General features: G+C 68.3%; 20 protein-coding genes and 1 tRNA gene. 11 read left to right on the top strand and 10 right to left on the bottom strand.

Features of this window, described 5'->3' with window-relative positions; all coding sequences use genetic code 11:
* Nucleotides 1-25: 25 nt before the first annotated feature.
* Complete coding sequence (locus A6B37_RS19870) at nt 26-982, top strand: tripartite tricarboxylate transporter substrate binding protein (RefSeq protein WP_168202289.1); 957 nt, start codon at nt 26-28, stop codon at nt 980-982.
* On the opposite strand, the gene A6B37_RS19865 is transcribed toward A6B37_RS19870, so the two are convergent.
* A complete protein-coding gene (locus tag A6B37_RS19865) occupies nt 979-1,662 on the bottom strand; it encodes a tellurite resistance TerB family protein (RefSeq protein WP_102775820.1) in 684 nt (227 codons plus the stop codon). The two genes, A6B37_RS19870 and A6B37_RS19865, sit on opposite strands and share 4 nt — an antisense overlap.
* A 161-nt stretch (nt 1,663-1,823) precedes the next feature.
* Between A6B37_RS19865 and A6B37_RS19860 the strand changes: the two genes are divergently transcribed.
* Nucleotides 1,824-2,225 carry an OsmC family protein gene (locus tag A6B37_RS19860; RefSeq protein ID WP_102775821.1) on the top strand — a complete coding sequence of 134 codons (402 nt, stop codon included), beginning with the start codon at nt 1,824-1,826 and terminating at the stop codon, nt 2,223-2,225.
* A gap of 22 nt (nt 2,226-2,247) precedes the next feature.
* Here A6B37_RS19860 and fabI read toward each other — a convergent pair whose 3' ends face one another.
* The 3 genes from fabI to gloB all read right to left on the bottom strand — a co-directional run bounded on the left by fabI (nt 2,248) and on the right by gloB (nt 5,408).
* Nucleotides 2,248-3,033, bottom strand: a complete 786-nt coding sequence (fabI, locus tag A6B37_RS19855) for an enoyl-ACP reductase FabI (RefSeq protein ID WP_102775822.1) — start codon at nt 3,031-3,033, stop codon at nt 2,248-2,250.
* 121 nt (nt 3,034-3,154) lie between these two features.
* Complete coding sequence (locus tag A6B37_RS19850) at nt 3,155-4,579, bottom strand: transglycosylase SLT domain-containing protein (RefSeq protein ID WP_102775823.1); 1,425 nt, start codon at nt 4,577-4,579, stop codon at nt 3,155-3,157.
* A gap of 7 nt (nt 4,580-4,586) precedes the next feature.
* Nucleotides 4,587-5,408 carry a hydroxyacylglutathione hydrolase gene (gene gloB, locus A6B37_RS19845; protein ID WP_111826718.1) on the bottom strand — a complete coding sequence of 274 codons (822 nt, stop codon included), beginning with the start codon at nt 5,406-5,408 and terminating at the stop codon, nt 4,587-4,589.
* A gap of 19 nt (nt 5,409-5,427) precedes the next feature.
* On the opposite strand from gloB, the gene A6B37_RS19840 reads away from it, so the two are divergent.
* From A6B37_RS19840 to A6B37_RS26105, 7 genes are all read left to right on the top strand, one after another.
* Nucleotides 5,428-6,210: a methyltransferase domain-containing protein gene (locus A6B37_RS19840; RefSeq protein ID WP_102775825.1), complete on the top strand. Its 783-nt coding sequence runs from the start codon at nt 5,428-5,430 to the stop codon at nt 6,208-6,210.
* A 48-nt stretch (nt 6,211-6,258) separates the two neighbouring features.
* A complete protein-coding gene (rnhA, locus tag A6B37_RS19835) occupies nt 6,259-6,720 on the top strand; it encodes a ribonuclease HI (protein ID WP_102775826.1) in 462 nt (153 codons plus the stop codon).
* 182 nt (nt 6,721-6,902) lie between these two features.
* Entirely contained in the window at nt 6,903-7,985 is a 1,083-nt protein-coding gene (locus A6B37_RS19830; RefSeq protein ID WP_102775827.1) for an efflux RND transporter periplasmic adaptor subunit, read from the top strand.
* Between the two features lie 33 nt (nt 7,986-8,018).
* A complete protein-coding gene (locus A6B37_RS19825) occupies nt 8,019-11,135 on the top strand; it encodes an efflux RND transporter permease subunit (protein ID WP_102775828.1) in 3,117 nt (1,038 codons plus the stop codon).
* A gap of 4 nt (nt 11,136-11,139) precedes the next feature.
* Nucleotides 11,140-11,862 (top strand): DNA polymerase III subunit epsilon, encoded by a 723-nt coding sequence (gene dnaQ / locus A6B37_RS19820; RefSeq protein WP_102775829.1) that lies wholly within the window; start codon nt 11,140-11,142, stop codon nt 11,860-11,862.
* Nucleotides 11,863-11,921: 59 nt separating this feature from the next.
* A tRNA-Val gene (locus A6B37_RS19815) sits at nt 11,922-11,996 on the top strand.
* Nucleotides 11,997-12,235: 239 nt separating this feature from the next.
* Nucleotides 12,236-12,403 carry a hypothetical protein gene (locus tag A6B37_RS26105; RefSeq protein WP_168202271.1) on the top strand — a complete coding sequence of 56 codons (168 nt, stop codon included), beginning with the start codon at nt 12,236-12,238 and terminating at the stop codon, nt 12,401-12,403.
* Here A6B37_RS26105 and A6B37_RS19810 read toward each other — a convergent pair.
* The 5 genes from A6B37_RS19810 to A6B37_RS19790 form a co-directional block, all read right to left on the bottom strand.
* On the bottom strand, nt 12,390-12,854 hold the full coding sequence (locus A6B37_RS19810; RefSeq protein ID WP_111826717.1) for a YaiI/YqxD family protein: 465 nt from the start codon (nt 12,852-12,854) through the stop codon (nt 12,390-12,392). The genes A6B37_RS26105 and A6B37_RS19810 overlap by 14 nt on opposite strands.
* A 4-nt stretch (nt 12,855-12,858) precedes the next feature.
* On the bottom strand, nt 12,859-13,125 hold the full coding sequence (locus A6B37_RS19805) for a ribbon-helix-helix protein, CopG family (protein ID WP_102775832.1): 267 nt from the start codon (nt 13,123-13,125) through the stop codon (nt 12,859-12,861).
* Nucleotides 13,126-13,166: 41 nt separating this feature from the next.
* A complete protein-coding gene (locus tag A6B37_RS19800) occupies nt 13,167-14,663 on the bottom strand; it encodes a TAXI family TRAP transporter solute-binding subunit (RefSeq protein ID WP_111826716.1) in 1,497 nt (498 codons plus the stop codon).
* A gap of 2 nt (nt 14,664-14,665) precedes the next feature.
* Nucleotides 14,666-15,874: a sodium/glutamate symporter gene (gene gltS, locus A6B37_RS19795; protein WP_102775834.1), complete on the bottom strand. Its 1,209-nt coding sequence runs from the start codon at nt 15,872-15,874 to the stop codon at nt 14,666-14,668.
* Nucleotides 15,875-16,000: 126 nt separating this feature from the next.
* Nucleotides 16,001-16,492 (bottom strand): GNAT family N-acetyltransferase, encoded by a 492-nt coding sequence (locus tag A6B37_RS19790; protein ID WP_102775835.1) that lies wholly within the window; start codon nt 16,490-16,492, stop codon nt 16,001-16,003.
* A gap of 162 nt (nt 16,493-16,654) precedes the next feature.
* On the opposite strand from A6B37_RS19790, the gene A6B37_RS19785 reads away from it, so the two are divergent.
* Both A6B37_RS19785 and A6B37_RS19780 read left to right on the top strand, forming a co-directional pair.
* Entirely contained in the window at nt 16,655-17,707 is a 1,053-nt protein-coding gene (locus tag A6B37_RS19785; protein WP_111826715.1) for a glycosyltransferase family 2 protein, read from the top strand.
* A gap of 1 nt (nt 17,708) precedes the next feature.
* Entirely contained in the window at nt 17,709-19,298 is a 1,590-nt protein-coding gene (locus A6B37_RS19780; protein WP_111826714.1) for a glycosyltransferase family 39 protein, read from the top strand.
* Here A6B37_RS19780 and A6B37_RS19775 read toward each other — a convergent pair.
* Nucleotides 19,252-19,647, bottom strand: coding sequence for a GtrA family protein (locus A6B37_RS19775; RefSeq protein ID WP_102775838.1), 396 nt, complete (start codon nt 19,645-19,647; stop codon nt 19,252-19,254). The two genes, A6B37_RS19780 and A6B37_RS19775, sit on opposite strands and share 47 nt — an antisense overlap.
* Nucleotides 19,648-19,680 lie beyond the last annotated feature (33 nt).

Genomic DNA, 19,680 nt, shown 5'->3' with positions numbered 1-19,680 from the left:
ACGCCTGCTGCGCGCCCTGGCGCCGATGCTCGTCCTGTCGCTGGCCGCCTGCGGCAACCCGCCGTCCGGCGAAGCGCCCGAGGACGCCGCCTATCCTGCCCATCCCATCACCATCGTCGTGACCTTTCCGCCCGGCGGCGGCACCGACCTGCTGGCGCGCCGCATCGGCGCCGAGCTGCAGGAGACGCTGGGCCAGCCGGTGGTGGTGGAAAACCGCCCCGGCGCCAGCGGCAATATCGGCGCGCGCGTCGTGGCCGAGTCGCCGCCCGATGGCTATACGCTGCTGATGGTCAACAGTTCCTTCGCCATCAACCCCGGGGTCTACCGCCATCTGGGTTTCGATCCGGCGCGTGACTTCGCGGCCGTCATCAACGTGGCCTTCGTGCCTTCGGTTTTCGTGGCGCCGGCGCATTCCGGCCTGCGCGGCCTGGACGACGCGCTGGCCGCCGCCCGCGCCGGCCAGCCGCTGCCGTTCGCGTCCTGCGGCAACGGCACGCCGCAGCACCTGGCCGGCGAGATGCTGGCGCGCGCGGCCGGCGCGTCGTTGCAGCACGTGCCCTACAAGGGCTGCGGGCCGGCGCTGACCGACGTCACGGCGGGCCAGGTCGCAATGGGCGTGGTCACCGCGTCCAGCGCGGCCCCGCTGATCGCGGCCGGCAAGCTGCGGGCCCTGGCCGTCACGTCGCCGGCGCGCTCGCCGCTGATGCCGACCGTGCCCACGGTCGCGGAGCAGGGCGTGCAGGGCTACGCGCTGGACCAGTGGCATGGGCTGCTGGCGCCGGCGGCCACGCCGCCCGCGGTGGTGGCCAAGCTGAATGCGGCGGTGGCGCAGATCGTGCAGCGCCCGGCCATGCAGGCGGCGCTGCGCGAACAGGGCTTCACGCCCGCCACCAGCACGCCGCGCGAGTTCCACGACATGATCGCCGCGGACATGCGGCGCTACGGCGCGCTGACCGCCGCGATCGGGCTGCGCGCGGACTAGGCGGCCGCCGTCCGGGCGTGCTGCTCCAGCTGTTCCTTGAGGCCGGGCTGCAGCTTGAGCTGGCGCGCCAGTTCGTCCAGGTAGGCGCGCTCCATATAGCTTTCCTCGTCCACCACCAGCAGGCTGGCCAGGTACATTTCGGCGGCCATTTCGGGGGTCTGGGCCGACCGGGCCACGGTGGCCGGGTCCAGCGGACGCGAGAGTTCGGTTTCCAGCCATTGCCGGTCCTGCGCGTCGGAGGACAGCTTGGCCAGCTCGGTTTCGAGCAGGGCGCGTTCTTCCGGGCCGATGTGGCCATCGGCCTTGGCCGCGCCGATCATGGCGGTGAGCACGGCGGTGCTGTGCTGCTCGGCCTGCGGGGCGGGCAGGCGGTCCAGCGTCTGGGGGGCGGGGGCAGCCGCGCCGCCGGCCTGGCTGCGCTGCCAGTCGCCATAGGCGCGGTAGGCCAGCGCGCCCAGCGCCGCCATGCCGCCGTACATGGCGACCTTGCCGCCGATCTTGCGGGCTTTCTTGCTGCCCAGTAGCAGCCCCAGCGCGCCCGCGCCGAGCGCGCCGCCGCCCAGGCCGGTCAGGAAGGACGAGCCCTTGCCGCCCGTGGCGTTCTGCACGCGGCTGGTGGTGTCGGAAAGCAGGCCTTGCCCGGACTGCAGCAGTTGATCGAGGAGTTGTCTGGCGCTCATGCGGCCCCCTATAGGTGTATTCCGGATAGAAATATCCGACCGTGTCCGCATCAGGAAGTTCAGCGTCCAGTCAGGTGTGGCGCAGCGCCGCCTGGTGTTACAACGTCGATTGGGGCCGCCGCGGCGGCCATCCACCGAACCCCAGCCAGGAGACTTCACCCATGAGCAGCATCCGCTTGCGCCAGAACGCGCCCAATACCCTGCAGTTCACCGCCACGGCCGAAGGTCATGAGCTTCCGCTGGCGATGCCGCAGCCGCAGGGCGAGGGCCCCGATCCGCACGATTACTTCGATACTGCGCTGGGCGGCTGCAAGGCGCTGACCCTGATGGTGTATTCGCAGCGCAAGGGGCTGCCGCTGGAATCGGTGGGCGTGGAGGTGGTGCGCGACGACAGCGAAGAGCGCAAGGGGATCTACCGCCTGACCGCCAAGCTGACGCTGCATGGCGAGCTGTCCGATGCGCAGATCGACGAGCTGCTGGCGGTGGCCGAGAAATGCCCGGTCCACAAACTCATGACCGCGGTGGACGTGCAGGTCTCGACGCTGGTGGTGCGTCCGGCCTGAGCGGCCGGACGCGCCGCCGGTTTCAGTCTTCCATGCCCGGGACGACGGTGGAGAAGCCGCCGTCCACGTGGGTGATTTCGCCCGTCACGCCGGCGGCCAGGTCCGACAGCATGAAGGCGGCGACGTTGCCCACGTCTTCGATGGTGATGTTGCGGCGCAGGGGCGCCTGGGCCTCGACGAACTTCAGGATGGCCGAGAAGTCCTTGATGCCGCTGGCGGCCAGCGTCTTGATCGGGCCGGCGGAAATGCCGTTGGCGCGGATGCCGCGCGGGCCCAGCGCCGTAGCCAGGTAGCGTACGCTGGCTTCGAGCGAGGCCTTGGCCAGGCCCATGGTGTTGTAGTTGGGAACCACGCGCTCGGCGCCCAGGTAGGTCAGCGTCAGCACCGAGCCGTTGCGGCCTTCCATGAGCGGCAGGGCGGCCTTGGCCATGGCGGGGAAGCTGTAGGCCGAGATGTCGTGCGCCACGCGGAAGGCTTCGCGCGACAGGCCGTCGAGGAAGTTGCCGGCGATGGCTTCGCGCGGGGCGAAGCCGATGGAATGCACCAGGCCGTCCAGGCCGTCCCAGTGCTGGCCGAGTTCGGCGAAGGCGGCTTCGATCTGGCTGTCCTCGGCCACGTCGCAGGGCAGCACGATCTTGCTGCCGAATTCGGCGGCGAATTCGCTCACGCGGTCCTTGAAGCGGTCGCCCACATAGGTGAACGCCAGTTCGGCGCCTTGCTGGTGACAGGCGCGCGCGATGCCGTAGGCGATGGAGCGGTTGGAAAGCACCCCGGTGACCAGGATGCGCTTGCCGGCGAGAAAGCCCATATTTCTATCCTTTGATTTTTTCCCTTCTGGAGACCGCCTATTTTAAAGAGTTTGGCGGCCCCTCCATTAAAAAGAAAAGGGCGCGCCCGTCGGGGTGCGCCCTTTTGCCGTGCCGTTGCGCTCAGCCCCGCGCGTTGGTGCCGGGGACCCGCAGCGGCGTGCCGACCTTCAGCGCGCTGCCCTTGAGGTTGTTCAGCGCGCGCAGCGCGTCGATCGAGGTGCCGTATTGCTTGGCCAGCGAGTACAGCGTGTCGCCCTGGCGCACCTTGTGGGTGCGCACGTTGGGACGGGCGCTGGCGACGCGGGCGCTTGCCACGCGCGCGGCGGGCGCCTGCTGGGCGCGGCCGCGCGTGGCCGGGGCCTTCTCGGCGGCGGGCGCCGCGTCCAGCACCGGCGGCGCCAGCGAGGCCAGCTGCACGTTGCCGGCGCTGTCGCCCGGCACCAGCAGGGACTGGCCGGAAGCGGATTTCTGGCGCGAACCGATGTCGTTGATCTGGCGCAGCCGGCTTTCGGTCACGCCGAAACGCTTGGCGATCGAGGCGTAGGATTCGCCGCGGCGCGTGTGGTAGACCTTCCAGGCGCTCAGGTCGCCCTTGTAGTTGGTCAGGTTGGCGTTGAAGATTTCGACGCGGTCGGCCGGCAGCAGCAGGGTGGGGCCGTGGTCGCCGCGGATCAGCGGACGGTTGAACGAAGGGTTGAGCGCCTTGAATTCGTCCAGCGGCATTTCGGCCAGCTTGGCGGCGATTTCGAGGTCGATGTCGCTGTTCTTCTGCACCGTCACGAAGTAGGGCGTGTTGCCCACCGGCGGCAGGGCCACCGCATAGCGCTGCGGGTCGGCGATGATGTTCTTGATGGCCTGCAGCTTGGGCACGTAGTTGCGGGTCTCGTCGGGCATGCTCAGCGACAGGTAGTCGGTGCGCAGGCCGGCGGCCTCGTTCTTGGCCATGGCGCGCTGCACCGAGCCTTCGCCCCAGTTATACGAGGCCAGGGCCAGATACCAGTCGCCCTGCATTTCGAACAGTTTTTCCAGGTAGTCCAGCGCCGCGTTGGTCGAGGCGATGGGGTCGCGCCGCTCGTCGCGCCACCAGTCCTGCTTGAGGTTGAAATGCTGGCCGGTGGCCGGCACGAACTGCCACAGGCCCGAGGCCTGCGAGCGCGACAGCGCGGTGGGGTTGTAGGCGCTTTCGACGAAGGGCAGCAGCGCCAGCTCGGTGGGCAGGCCGCGGCGGTTGATCTCGTCGACGATGAAATACAGGTACTTGCCGGCGCGTTCCGCCATGCGCTGCACCGACTCGGGGTGGGCCGCGTAGTAGTCGGTCCACTGCTGCGAGAGGTCGGTGTTCAGGTTGGGGATGGCGAAACCGCGGCGGATGCGGTCCCAGGCGTCGGCGGGAGGATTGGTGAGGTCCACCGTCCGGGAAGTGTCGCGGGCGATGTAGCGCCCTTGGGAATTGGTGGTGAGATTCTTGCTATCGGGGGATTTGGTTCCTGCGCAACCGGCGAGGACTGCCAGCATCAGCGGCAGAAGGAGTCGGGATAGATTCATCGGGCTGTCACTTGAATTCGTTCTTCCATTCGCGAAGGGAGGCAAATACCTCTACCGGCGTGGCAAGGCTGTGGCCGGCCCAGCGCTCTGCGGCGCGGACGACCTCGGGTTGTTGCGTGCGCAAAAACGGGTTCGTCGCGCGTTCCTGACCGATGGTCGACGGAAGCGTGGGAAGGCCTGCTGCTCTCAATTGCCGGGCCCGCTGATGCCATTGCTGCAGGTTGCGGTTGGCCGGTACGACTGCCGACGCCCAGCGCAAGTTCGCTAGAGTGTACTCGTGTGCGCAAAAAACCTGTGTATCCGCCGGTAAAACAGAAAATTTTTCCAAGGAATCAAGCATTTGCGCGGGGGTGCCTTCGAACAGCCGGCCACAGCCGCCGGCAAACAGGGTGTCGCCGCAGAAAAGAACCGGCTCCACGCCGGCCGCCCGGCCGGTGTAGGCGATGTGGCCGGCCGTGTGGCCGGGCACATCCAGCACGGCCAGGTCCAGGTCCAGTTCGGGTATCAGCACGCGGTCGCCCTGCGCCAGCGGCACGTCGCAGCGCGGCAGGCGTTCTTGCGCCGGGCCATATACGGTAAGGCCTTCGATGCGGGACAATTCGGATACGCCGCCGACGTGGTCGCCGTGGTGGTGCGTGAGTAGAATGGCGCGCAGTCTCAAGCCTTGCTGCTCGAGCAGCCGCAGCACCGGGCCGGCCTCGCCCGGATCGACCACGGCGGCCTGGCCGTCGCGCACGATCGCCCAGATGTAGTTGTCGGTGAAAGCGGGTAGCGGCAAGACCGCGGCGTTGCGCTCGCGGCCGCCGTCGGAGGCGGTCAGGGCTTGCATGGGATTCGAAGGATAGAACGTGGCAGAAGAAGATACTCCGCCGATTGTAGAACTGGCCGAATGGTTCCAGACGCCGCCGGGACAATACGTTCTGGCCTGGGAGCGGGCGCAGTTCGACGCGGCTGTCGCGGACGTATTCGGATATTACGCCTGGCAGGTCGGCCTGGCCGACATGAACCTGCTGGGCGCCAACCGCATGCCGTTCAAGGGATACGTGGGCACCGAGGCGCCCTCGGCCGAGAGCGCGGCCGGCTGGCAGTCGCGGGTGGTGATCGCCCAGCCCGAAGCCCTGCCGTTCGAATCGCAGAGCGTGGACCTGCTGATCCTGCCGCACGCCTTCGAATGCACGCAGGAACCCCACAACGTGCTGCGCGAGGTCGAGCGCGTGCTGGTGCCGGAAGGGCGCGTGGTGATCTCGGGCTTCAATCCCTGGAGCATGTGGGGGGCGCGCACGCGCATGCCGGGCATGGAGCCGTGGCTGCCGCAGCCGCCTTCGTCGCAGGTGTCGCTGCCGCGCCTGAAAGACTGGTTCAAGCTGCTGTCGCTGGAGGTCGAGCAAAGCCATTTCGGCTGCTATGCGCCGGCCTGCCGCAGCGAAAAATGGCTGCAGCGCTGGGCTTTCCTGGAGTCCGCCGGCGCGCGCTGGTGGAGCGTGGGCGGGGCCGTCTATCTGGTGTCCGCCGTCAAGCGCGTGGCCGGCATGCGTATCATAGGCCCCGCCTGGAAGACCAAGCCCAAGCGCGCGCGCGCCGCGTCGGTGGTGGTCAACCGCCAGGCGGACGACGGCTACGACCGCTCCTGAGCGGCCGGCCGGCAACGAATCAAGCACGAAGGAACTCCGGGCAGCACCATGCAGGACAGCAAAGCGAACGAACAGAAAGTGGAAATGTGGACCGACGGCGCCTGCAAGGGCAATCCGGGGCCGGGCGGCTGGGGCGTGCTGATGCGCGCCGGCAGCCACGAAAAAACCCTGCACGGCGGCGAACTCCAGACCACCAACAACCGCATGGAGCTGCTGGCGGTCATCCAGGGGCTGCGCGCGCTCAAGCGCCCCTGCGCGGTCACCATCCACACCGATTCGCAGTACGTCATGAAGGGCATGACCGAGTGGCTGGCCAACTGGAAGCGGCGCGGCTGGATGACGGCCGACAAAAAACCGGTCAAGAACGCCGAACTGTGGCAGCTGCTGGACGAGCAGGTGGGCCGCCATACCGTGTCCTGGCGCTGGGTCCGCGGACACGCCGGCGACCCGGGCAACGAACGCGCCGACCAGCTCGCCAACCAGGGCGTGGAAGCGGCCCGCCGCGCCTGAACGCCCGGGCGCCGGCCCGCAGGGCATTGGGATATACCCTTAAATCGCTTCATCGGGCGAATTTAGTTCTTTCATCCGGCTTCTGGATTGTTCCAGTATGTAAATCCGGGTGCTAAAGTGCCAACCCTCATTCTCCCTTCCTGCGGCGCCCGGCCCGCGCCGCGCGACCGCCACATTCGCGCATGAAAAAAGCAGTATTGCTGGCCGCCGTAGCGGCGGGATTGGCTGCGGGAGCGGCGCTCGGCGTGCTGGTGCCGCGCTGGCTCGCGCCTGCGCCGCCCGCCGTCCAGGCCGCCGCCCAGGCTCCCGTCGCGCCTGCCGCGCCGGTGCGGGTCGAGGTGGCCGCCGTCAAGGAAATCCCGTTCGCGCGCGGCCTGTCGGCCGTGGGCAGTCTGCGGTCCGACGAATCGGTGGTGCTGCGCCCGGAAGTCGCCGGCCGCATCCAGTCCATCGGCTTCAAGGAAGGCCAGCCGGTCAGGCAGGGCGAGGTGCTGATCCGCCTGGACGATTCGGTGCCGCGGGCCGAGCTGGCCCAGGCGCGGGCCAATCTCACGCTGGCGCAAAGCCATTTCCGGCGCTCGGTGGAGCTGCAGGGCAAGGGCTTCGTCAGCCAGCAGGCGCGCGACGAGGCCGCCAGCAACCTGAAGGTGCAGGAAGCGGCCGTGGCGCTGGCGCAGGCGCGGCTGGACAAAATGACGATCAGCGCGCCGTTCGGCGGCATCGTGGGCCTGCGCAGCGTGTCGGTGGGCGACTACGTGAACCAGGGCCAGGACCTGGCGCCGCTGGAGGCGATCGACCCGCTCAAGGTGGATTTCCGCGTGCCCGAAATGTATTTGAGCAAGGTGGGCGTGGGCCAGCAGCTGACCCTGCGCCTGGACGCGCTGCCGGGCCAGGAGCGCCAGGGCATGGTCTACGCCGTCAGCCCGCTGGTCGACGCCGGCGGCCGTTCGATCCTGCTGCGCGCCACCGTCGCCAACAAGGACGCGGTGCTGCGCCCGGGCATGTTCGCCCGCGTGCAGCTGCTGTTCAGCCAGGACAAGGCGCTGGTGGCGCCGGAAGCCGCGCTTTCGCCCTCGGGCGAGACGCAGTACGTTTACCGGGTCAGGGACGGCGTGGCCGAGCGGCGCGAGGTCACCATCGGCGAGCGCCGCGAAGGCCGCGTGGAGATCCTGACCGGCGTGGCCGCGGGCGACCAGCTGGTGGTCTCGGGCCTGCAGCGGGTGACGGACGGCGCGGCCGTGACCGTGCTGGGCAACGGCGCCTGAAGCCGGCCTTTTTCTCTTTTGGGCGGTGGCGCAATGCGTATCTCGGAAACCTGTATCAAGCGGCCGGTATTCGCGTCGGTCCTGTCGCTGATCATCGTGCTGATCGGCCTGATCTCGTATTCGCGCCTGACCGTGCGCGAGTATCCGAAGATCGACGAGCCCATCGTCTCGGTGGACACCACCTACAAGGGCGCCTCGCCCGAGGTGATCGAATCCCAGGTGACCAAGCCGCTGGAGGACCAGCTCGCCGGCATCGAGGGCGTGGACGTAATGACTTCGCGCAGCCGCTCCGAACGCAGCCTCATCAACATCAAGTTCAACCTGTCGCGCGATCCCGACGCGGCCGCGGCCGAAGTGCGCGACAAGGTCTCGCGCGCCCGCCGCTTCCTGCCCGACGAGATCGACGAGCCCATCATCGGCAAGGTCGAGGCGGACTCCCAGCCCATCATCTACATCGCGGTGGAGTCCGGCACCTACTCGGCGATCCAGACTTCCGACTACATCAACCGCTACATCAAGACCCGGCTGTCGGTGCTGCCGGGGGCGGCGGAAGTGCGCGTGTTCGGCGAGCGCCTGCCGTCCATGCGCATCTACGTGGACCGCGACAAGCTTGCCGCCTACGGCCTGACCGTGCAGGACGTGGAGGCGGCGCTGCGCAGCCAGAACGTGGAAATCCCGGCCGGGCGCATCGAGTCCCGGGCGCGCGAATTCTCGGTCGTGTCCTCGACCGACCTGCAGACGCCGGCGCAGTTCGAGGACGTGATCGTCGCCAACGTCAAGGGTTATCCCGTGCGCCTGCGCGACGTGTCCAAGGTGGAAATCGCCGCGGCCAACGATCGCATCCTGTCGCGCTTCAACGGCAAGCCGGCGATCAACATCGGCCTGACGCGGCAGTCCACCGCCAACCCGCTGGAGCTGTCCAAGGCAGCCCGCGAGGAGGTCGAGCGCCTGAACGAGAACCTGCCGGCGGGGATGCGGCTGAACATCGCCTACGACTCGTCGGTGTTCATCGAACGCTCGATCGACTCGGTGTTCAACACCATCGGCGAGGCCATCGTGCTGGTGGTGCTGGTGATCTTCTTCTTCCTGCGCAACCTGCGCGCCAGCATCATCCCCATCGTCACCATCCCGGTATCGCTGGTGGGCGCCTGCGCGCTCATGTATCTGTTCGGCTTTTCCATCAATACGCTGACCCTGCTGGCGATGGTGCTGGCCATCGGCCTGGTGGTGGATGACGCTATCGTGGTGCTGGAGAACATCTTCCGCCACATCGAGGACGGCATGCCGCGCAAGGAGGCCGCGCTGCGCGGCTCGCGCGAGATCGGCTTCGCGGTGGTGGCGATGACGATGACGCTGGTCACCGTGTACGCGCCGCTGGCGTTCGCCACGGGCCGCACCGGGCGGCTGTTCATCGAATTCGCGCTGGCGCTGGCCGGCGCGGTGCTGGTGTCCGGCTTCGTGGCGCTGACGCTCACCCCGATGATGTGCTCGGTGCTGCTGCGCCACCAGAGCAGCCACAGCCGCTGGTACAACCTGATCGAAGGTTGGCTCGACGCTCTGAGCAATGGCTACCGGCGGGTGCTGGCGGCCTCGCTGCGCCATCGCTGGATCGTGGTGGCGGTGGGCCTGGCGGTGGCGGCCGCCAGCGGCGTGCTGTTCAAGGTGGTCAAGAGCGAACTGGCCCCCGTCGAGGACCGCGGCGTGGTGTTCGGCATCGTCAGCTCGCCCGAGGGCGCCACGCTGAACTACACGCTGGAAAGCATGCTGGGCATCGAAAAGTTCTACGCCGATATCCCGGAGGCCAGCGGCAGCCAGGTGACCGTGGGCTTTCCCACCGTGACCGACGGCACCGCCATCCTGCGCCTCAAGCCCTGGGAAGAGCGCGGTCGCCGGCAGCAGGCCATCACCCAGGAGCTGCAACCGCTGTTCGCCTCGCTGCCGGGCGTGCGGGCGTTTCCCACCAATCCGCCGTCGCTGGGCCAGTCCGCGCGTTCCAAGCCGGTGCAGTTCATCATCATGAGCCAGGCCTCGTACGTGGAGCTGGCGCGCCTGACCGACGTATTCATGGCCGAGCTGCGCAAGTATCCCGGCCTCATCAACCTGGACACCGACCTGCGCCTGAACACGCCCGAGCTGCGCGTGCGCGTGGACCGCGACAAGATGGCCGACGTGGGCGCCAACGTGGACACGGTGGGGCGCACGCTGGAATCCATGCTGGGCGGACGCCAGGTGACCCGCTACAAGGACGAGGGCGAGCAGTACGACGTCATCGTCCAGGTCACGCCGCGCGACCGCGCCAATCCCACCGACATTTCCGGCATCTATGTGCGCGCGCGCGACGGCAGCATGGTGCAGCTGGACAACCTGCTGGGCGTGCACGAAGGCGTTTCGCCGCAGTCGCTGAACCACTTCAACCGGCTGCGCGCGGTCAAGATCGACGGCGCCGTGGCGCCGGGCTACGCGCTGGGCGAGGTGCTGGCGCACATGCACCAGGTGGCGCGCGACGTGCTGCCCAACACCATCGTCACCGACCTCGACGGCCAGTCGCGCGAGTTCCGCGACTCCTCGGGCAGCATCTACCTGGTCTTCGCCATGGCGCTGGCCTTCATCTACCTGGTGCTGGCCGCGCAGTTCGAGAGCTGGCGCAACCCGTTCATCATCATGCTGTCGGTGCCGCTGTCCATGACCGGCGCGCTGCTGGCGCTGTGGCTGACCGGCGGCACCCTGTCCATCTACAGCCAGATCGGCCTGATCACCCTGGTCGGGCTGATCACCAAGCACGGCATCCTGATCGTCGAATTCACCAACCAGCTGCGCGACGAGGGCAGGGAACTGTTCGAGGCCGTCATCGAGGCCAGCGTGCTGCGGCTGCGCCCCATCCTGATGACCACCGGCGCCATGGTGCTGGGCACCGTGCCGCTGGCGCTGTCCTCGGGCGCGGGCGCGGAATCGCGCCAGCAGATCGGCTGGGTCCTGGTGGGCGGGCTGATGCTGGGTACACTACTGACCTTGTTCGTCGTGCCGGTGGCCTACACGCTCATCGCCACCGCACGCAAGAAACCCGGCCAGGCCGGCAGCGCAGCGCATTCCGCGGATTCCGTTCCGTCCCCGCATACGCCGCCGGCCGCGCCCGCCCAAGCGTCGGAATAGTTTTATGCGCCAGATCATCTTTGACACCGAAACCACGGGACTGGATCCCGCCCAGGGCCACCGCATCGTCGAAATCGGCTGCGTGGAGCTGGTCAACCGGATGGCCACGGGCAACAACCTGCACATCTACCTGAACCCGGACCGCGACAGCGACCCCGAGGCGCTGGCGGTGCACGGCCTGACCACCGAATTCCTGTCCGACAAGCCGCGCTTTGCCGACATCGCCGATGAATTCGTGCAGTTCATCCAGGGCGCCGAGCTGATCGCGCACAACGCCGCGTTCGACGTGAAATTCTTCAACGCCGAACTGGCCAGGACCGGCCGCGGCCCGATCAGCGATTTCTGCGAGACGGTCACCGACTCGCTGCTGCACGCACGTTCGCTGTTCCCCGGCAAGCGCAACTCGCTGGATGCGCTGTGCGACCGTTTCGGCATTTCCAACGCCCACCGCACGCTGCACGGCGCCTTGCTCGACTCGCAGCTGCTGGCGGAAGTCTGGCTGGCCATGACGCGCGGCCAGGACGCGCTGCTGATCGACGTCGAAGAGGGCGACTCGGCGGGCGCCGACGGCCTGGTGCTGGGCAGGTTCGACGCCTCCGGCCTGCCGGTGATCAAGGCCGGCGACGAAGACCTGGCCGAGCACGAAGCCTATCTGGCCGCGCTGGACAAGGCCGTGGGCGGCGAATGCATCTGGCGTAAACTGGACGCGCCGGCGCCGGCCGCATAAAGTTTTTCGGGGTGACTTGCACACGTTCAAAAAAACGTGCTAATATTTCGCCTCTTTCGGGGTGGTTAGCTCAGTGGTAGAGCACTGCCTTCACACGGCAGGGGTCACTGGTTCGAACCCAGTACTACCCACCAAAGACCCTTGAGAGACAACGCCAGGCCACCAGCCGGCCGTTGTCGGCGTCCAAGGTAAAACGACGCAGCAAAAATAGCCAACCCTTGCGGTTGGCTTTTTTGTTTTTCGCCTATGTTTGGCCGGGTGTTGATATTGCACAACCCCGCGCGCGCCGATTGAGCCGCGCGGCCTGCCAGCTGTCTATGATGGATACCGCGGGGACACATCCACAATAAACCCGCGCAAACTGGAGATGGCGATGTTCGCGAATACCAATACCATGATCATCATCATCGTCACGGCCGTGGCCCTCATGCTGGTGGGCTTCGGGCTGCGTGACCGCAATATCGGCATGGGGCTGATGGGGCTGGGCCTGGTGACGGCGCTGGGCACCATTATCTACAAGGCGTACATCACGTTTTATTGAGCTGGCGCGCCGCGCGCGACAGCAGGGCGTCGAGCTGGTTGGCGAAGGCCTTGCGGTCGGCGTGGCTGAACGAGGCGGGGCCGCCGGTGTCCACGCCGCCGGCGCGCAGTTCTTCCATCATGTCGCGCAGCGCCAGCCGTTCACGGATGGTGTCGGGCGTATAGCGTTCCCCGCGCGGGTTCAGCGCCATCGCGCCATTTTCCAGGACTTGCGCGGCCAGCGGGATGTCGCCGGTGATCACCAAGTCGCCGGGCGCGGCGCGTTCGGCGATGTGCGCGTCGGCCACGTCGAAGCCGCGCGGCACCTGCACGGCGCGGATCAGCGGCGAGGGCGGGGTGCGCAGCGGCTGGTTGGCCACCAGGGTCAGCGGCCGCTGCCAGCGTTGCGCGGCGCGGAACAGAATGTCCTTGATGACCGCGGGGCAGGCGTCCGCATCGACCCAGATGTGCATCGCTTTACGCGCCCAGCGCCTTGCGCAGCGCCTCGGCCACGATCTCGTTGGTGGACACGCCGCGCTCGGCGGCCGCGGCGCGCAGCCGGTCGGCGTCGGCCTGCGACAGCTTCAGCGGGAACGGCACCAGGCCGGCGGCCTGGTCCAGCTTGCGCTGCTCGCGCCGGTCGGGCGCGTTCGAGGCGCTGCCGTAGCGGTCCGGCGTGCCGGCCTGCTTGAGCTGGCCGGCCAGTTTCAAGGCCTGGTTTTTCTGCAGATCGAATTTATTCATGGGGTTTCCTGATGAGGAGCGCCATCATAAGCGCAACGGCCTCATCGCGGCTTGGCCTTCTCCAGTTCCGTCAGGCCCTCCTGGGCGCCGTCGTGCAGCGGCACGGTCAGTCCGCGCCGCGCGGTGGCGATGGAGACCTGGCTGCCCTGGGTCGATCCCGCGGCCAGCAGGTCCTGTCCGGTCGAATAGACGGCGCGCACGATCACCAGGGCTTCGTCGCGGGTCAGGTCCGCGGTGGTGAGCAGCAGGGCGGCCATGCCGACGGTGGGGATCGCTTCGACCTGGTTGGGATAGGTGCCGGCGACGATGTCCAGCGGCATTAGCGAACTGTCGGCCGCCGTCAGCGCCTTGATGGCGGCGGGATCGAGCGGCAGCAGCTTCAGCCGGGCCTGGGTCAGCGCGTCGCGCAGCGGCGTGGCCGGCACGCCGATCACCTGGGCGGCGGCGTCGACCGAGCCGGAATTCAGCGCCGGCAGCGAGGCCGCGAACGGGGTGTCTGCGACCTGGTAGTCGCGTCCGGCCTGCAGCCCGTGCGCGGCCAGTACCGCCTCCAGCGTGGCCCGCACGGCCGAGCCCTCCGGACCCAGCGCGACGGTCTTGCCCTTCAGGTCGCGCACGCCGCGCACCGAGGCGTCGTCGCGCACCACGATGTGGACCAGTTCCGGATACAGGCTGCCCAGCGCCCGCAGGCCGGTGAACGGCCCCTGGGCCGCGAACGGGCCCTTGCCGTCATAGGCCAGCCGCGCCGTATCGGCCTGGGCCAGTCCGACCACCGCGTCGCCGCTGCGCAGCAGCGCGATGTTCTCGGCGCCGCCGCCGGTGATGAGCGGGGCGACGCGGACCTGCCGCGAGCGGGCCACGTCGCGCAGCGCGCGCGCGAACGCCACGTATTCGCCGCGGTCGGGGCCGCCGGCCAGCGGATAGCCCTGCTGCATGCGGGCCAGCCGGCCGTTGATGCGCGCCACCGAGCGTTCCAGTTCCTGCTGCACCACGTGCTGGGCGGTGCTGGAGCCGGTGTAGGCGACGGAATGGGTGATCTGGTCCAGCGAGTCGAGCAGCTGGCGCGTGACCGGCGGCGGCGCGCCGGTGTCCAGGCTGGGGGCCTGGGCCGCCTTGAAGCCGGCCGGCGTCACCAGCTTCCAGTCCTGGCCGTCCTGCCGGTAGATCGCGCTGGCGTGCGCCACGATGCGGTCGCCGGCCTGGTTGCCGCCGGATTTCACGCCGCTGATGCTGCGCGGACCCGCGCCCAGCAGCGTGACCAGCGAGGCCGCGCCCGGCTGGTCCCAGGCGCCCAGCGAGACGTCGCGGGCCAGGTCCAGCGCGACGTCGTAATAGACCACGCGGCGGGTTTCGCCGGCGGGCGCGCCGTTGTCGACGGCCGATCCCATGCGCTTGAGTTCGGCGATCCGGAACAGCCCTTCGCCATAGGCAGCGTTCAGGCTGCGCTCGACGTCGCCGCGCAGCGCGTCGGCGTCCGGCGCGCGGCCGCAGGCGGCCAGCGTCAGGCACAGCAATACGAGGATGAGATGTTTGAACATGCTTACATCCCTCCCACGAACGGCAAGGAGATCAGCGAGGTCAGCACGATCACGTTGAGGATGTCGACCAGGAACGCGCCGGTGACCGGCACCACGATGAAGGACTCCGGCGCGGGGCCGTGGCGGCGCGTGAGCGCCTGCATATTGGCGATGGCGGTGGCGGTGGCGCCCAGCGAGAAGCCGCAGAAGGCGGCCGACATGACGGCCGCTTCGTAGTCGCGCTTGAGCAGGCGGAACACCACCCAGGCCGCGTACAGCGCGCAGAACGCCGTCTGCACCACCAGCATCAGGGCCAGCGGGCCGGCCAGGCGCGCCACGCTGGACAGGTCCAGCGTCATCATGGTCATGCCCAGGAACAGCGACAGCGAGATGGTGCCGATGATGTCGGTGACGCGGTCGTCCAGTTTCAGTCCCAGGCGCTCGCCGCCGTTGCGGATCACCACGCCCGTGGCCAGGCACCACAGGAAATTGGGCAGGCTGACCGGGGCGTCCTCGACCAGCGCGGCCAGGTAGCCGCCCACCACCAGCGCGACGAAGGCGGCCGTCAGCGACACGATGAAGGAGCCGGCGGTGGTCGGGCCCTGGTCTTCGGTCAGGTCGGGGGCGTCATGCTTGTCGCCGGGCGCGTGGTCCAGGCTGCCGGCCAGCTTGTGGCGCCGCATGATCCATTCCGCGACCGGGCCGCCTACCACGCCGCCCAGCACCAGGCCCAGCGTGGCCGAGGTCATGGCCAGCGCCATCACGTCCTGGATGTTGTTGAAGTCGGCGAAGCGCGTGGCGTAGGCTGCGCCCGTGCCGTGCCCGCCCACCAGCGTGATGGTGCCGCCCAGCAGGCCCATCAGCGGATGCATGTCCAGCAGCCAAGCCATGCCCAGTCCCACGGCATTCTGCAGGACCAGGAACGGGATCAAGGCCAGCAGGAACGCGATCAGCCTGGGGCCGCCCTTGGCCAGCAGCTTGAGGTTGGCGGTCAGGCCGATGCAGCCGAAGAACAGCAGCAGCAGGGTGGGTTTGATGCTGGTTTCGAGCGAGACGGAGATTCCGCCCCAGGTCGACAGCAGGTAGGCGATCACCGCGAAAAGCAGGCCGCCCACGATGGGATCGGGAATGCTGTAGCGGGCAAGAAACCCGATGCGGGTGGTGAGCACCCGTCCGACGACGAGCACCAGGCAGCAGGCCAGGAGTGATTGAACGGGCGAAAGCGAGATCATAGATACCTTTGCGCCCTGTCGGGGCGCAGTTAGATTTCCGGCTTCGGGAACCCTGCCGCCTCACACACGTGCGGCTTATGTTACGTCCGCGGCGGCAACGTTGTACATGGGGGGACGGAAGCGGCGCTACAGCGGCAGCGCGCGGGACATGTAAAGCGCTTGCGGGCCGTAGCCAGCAAGCTTTTCGGCCAGGCCGGCCGCGGCGACGTCCATCGGCGCGTAGCCGTGGCGCCGCCAATAGCCGGTCGCCGATTCCAGCGATACCAGGCTGGCCCGGCGCAGGCCAGCCTGCCCGGCGGCCGCCGCGGCGGCGCGCAGCAGCGCCTGGCCGACTCCCAGGCCCTGGGCCTGCGGCACCACCGCGCAATCATGCAGGAACCAGTGATCGGCCTTCGACGGCAGCGCTGTCAGCGCGACGTCGAGGGCCGGCGGCAGGCCCGCGTCCCAGGGATAGGAGATCAGATAGCCCAGGAGGTCGCCGCCTTCGGCGCGCGCGACCCAGCAGTGGGCAGGCGCGAGCGCCAGGCGGTTGAGGAAGAACGCCGCGCTCTCCAGCAGGAAATCGGGATAGGCCAGGGTCTGGGCGGCGAGGATGCCGTCCACGTCGCCGGCAAGCATGGGCCTGACTCGGTATTGCATGACTAACGGGAAAAACTGGAATCGGGCGCATTGTAGCGATGCCAACCTGTCCCCGCTTTGCTTGCGGCATTTCATGAAAATTCGACGACCCCCTGCGCATACTGCCCGCCATAGTGTCCTGCAATCCGAGTTCAGCATTCCATGCATATCCAATTCCGGTCCGATCCCATAGCCGCCCAGGTGCTGGCCAAATCGTTTCCCGTGGAAGCGTTCTGGTCGACGCAGGCGGCCAACGTGCCGTACGACACCTGCGTGACCTGCGTCATCCCCTGCCTGAATGAATGCGACAACCTGCGGGTGCTGCTGCCCCTGCTGCGTAGCCGCCTCACGGCGCTGTGCTCCAGCTGGGAAGTGATCGTGGCCGACGACGGCAGCACCGACGGCACCGAGGCGCTGATGGCGCAATGGACCGAGCACGCCGGCTTTCGCTACGTGCAGCTGTCGCGCAATTTCGGCAAGGAAGCCGCGCTCAGCGCCGGCCTCGAGGCCGCCGCCGGCAATGTGGTGATCTGCATGGACGCCGACCTGCAGCATCCGCCGGCCCTGATCGAGCAGATGCTGGCGCGCTGGGCCGCTGGCGCCGAAATGGTCTATGCCGTGCGCGAAAGCCGCGCCGACGAATCCTGGCTCAAGCGCTGCGGCGCGCGCTGGTTCTACAAGCTGCTCAGCGGCGCGCGCGGCGTGGACGTGCCGCCGCATGCCGGCGATTTCCGGCTGATGGACCGCAGCGTGGTGGACGCGCTCAACGCGCTGCCCGAACGCACGCGCTTCATGAAGGGCCTGTACGCCTGGGTCGGCTTCAAGGGCGAGGCGCTGGCCTATACACCCGACGAACGCATGCACGGCGACAGCCGCTTCAGCGGCATGCGCCTGTTCCGCCTGGCGCTGGACGGGCTTACCGCCTTCACCACCTGGCCGCTGCGCCTGGTGAGCCTGGTGGGCGTGGCGTTCGCCCTGATGGCGCTGGCCTACGCGGCCTATCTCGTGGCCGACTACCTGCTGTCCGGCAATCCGGTATCGGGCTGGACCACCATCGTCACCGCCGTGCTGTTCTTCGCCGGCGTGAACCTGATTTCCCTGGGCGTGGTGGGCGAGTACGTCGCCCGCATCTTCGACGAGGTCAAGGGCCGCCCCTTGTTCGTGGTGCGCCGCCGCCAGGGCCGCACCTGCCATCCGGACCAGGACCCGCACTGACATGTCCGCCATGACGCAACCGGGGCGTTCCAACTGGACCCCGCCGGCAGGACGCTTCCTGCTCGTCGTCGGCGCCTGGCTGGCCTGGCTGGCCTGGCTCAGGCCCCTGACGCTGCCCGACGAAGGCCGCTACGCCGGCGTCGCCTGGGACATGCTGCGCAGCGGCTCGCATGCCGTGCCGCTGCTGGACGGCATGCCGTACTTCCACAAGCCGCCGCTCTATTACTGGCTGACCGAGCTGTCCTTTTCCGTCTTCGGCGTGCATCCGTGGGCGGCGCGGGTGCCGTCCTGGCTGGCGGCCTGGGCCACGGCGGCGGCGCTGTACGGTTTCGTGCGCCGCTACCGCGACGCGGCGGCCGCCACGCTGACCGTGCTGATCCTCGCCACCATGCCGTTCTTCTACGGCGGGGCGCAGTTCGCCAACCTGGACATGCTGGTCGCCGGCATGATCGCGCTATGCCTGCTGGCCGCGGCCGACGCGGTGCTGCGCGCCGAGCGCGGCCAGGCCTGGCGCCGGATGTCGCTGGCCGCCGCCGCGCTGGCGGCGCTGGCGGTGCTGGCCAAGGGCCTGATCGGCGTGGTGCTGCCGGGCGCGATCCTGTTTCTCTGGCTGGCGTGGAGGCGGTACTGGCGCGGCCTGGCCGTGCTGCTGTGGCCGCCGTCGATACTGCTTTTCATCGCGCTGGCCGCGCCGTGGTTCGTGCTGATGCAGCTGCGCTATCCCGGCTTCTACGATTACTTCTTCGTCTACCAGCATTTCCAGCGCTTCGCCGCCGGCGGCTTCAACAACGCCCAGCCATTCTGGTTCTATCTGCCGGTGGTCGCCGGGCTGAGCCTGCCCTGGTCCTTGTGGGGCGGCGCCATCCTGCGCAAGTCGTTCTGGGCCGACGGCCCGGCGCGCGACCTGAGGCGCTTCGCGCTGTTGTGGCTGGGCGTCGTGATCGTGTTTTTCTCGCTGCCGCATTCCAAGCTGGTGGGCTACGTGCTGCCGGTGCTGGCGCCGCTGGCCTTTTTGCTGTCGGAAGCCATCCTGGCGGCCTGGCGCCGCGAGACCGAGCCCGTCACGCAGCGTCTGGTCCGCCTGAGCGCGGCCGTGGCCGCCGCCATCTGCGTGATCGCGGTGGGCATCGCCGCGCACAATGCGCGCGGCAGCGCCAGCCCGCTGGCCAAGGTGGTGCGCGAGCAGGCCAGGCCGGGCGACACCTTCGTGTCCCTGCACTCCTATCCGTTCGACCTGGCCTTGTACGCCCGGGCGCCGCGGCCGATGTGGGTGGTGGACGACTGGCTCAATCCCGAGGTGCCGGTGCGCGACAACTGGCGCAAGGAACTGTACGACGCCGCCAAGTTCGATCCGCAGACCGGCGAGCAGGTATTGCTTGGCGCGGCCGAATTCAACCAGCGGCTGTGCCGCGCGCCGGATGGAGCGCGCTACTGGGTATGGGGCACCGCCTCGGACAATCAGGCCTATCTGCCGCTGCAAGGCCTGGCGCCCGCGGTCACCAGCGCGAAGTACATGATGTGGCGGGTGGAAGTGGACGCGGCCCTCAGGCAGCGGGTCTGTGGCGGAATGCCCAGAGCCGGCCTGCAATAAAGGTCGCGACGGCAAGCCCGGCCAGTATCAGGGCGAGCAGGACATCGTAGCGGATGGCCGTGCTGTGCAGCAGCCACGCGTAAGCGGCTTCGTTGATGGCGAAGCCGGCGGCTGACACGAGAAAGAAACGGCGCGCTGCTACTGTCCAGGGAATAGTCGAATGTCGGAACGTCAGACGATAGTGGCCCAGGAAGGAAACCACGAAGGCGATCAGCCAGCCGATCAGGTTGGCGGCCAGCGGCGGCATCCCGAAGGCCTCCACGCAGCCCACGGCGACAGCCCAATGGGTGGCGGCGGCGGCGCATCCGACGGCAATGAAGGTGCTTACTTGTTGCAGCAGGGCGCGCATGGAAAGCGTGGCGAAATGGAAGTAAGGGGTATT

Source organism: Achromobacter sp. HZ01, from assembly GCF_003267925.1.
Classification (GTDB): Bacteria; Pseudomonadota; Gammaproteobacteria; order Burkholderiales; family Burkholderiaceae_B; genus Achromobacter; species Achromobacter pulmonis_A.
This window is presented reverse-complemented; position numbering and strand designations above follow the sequence as displayed.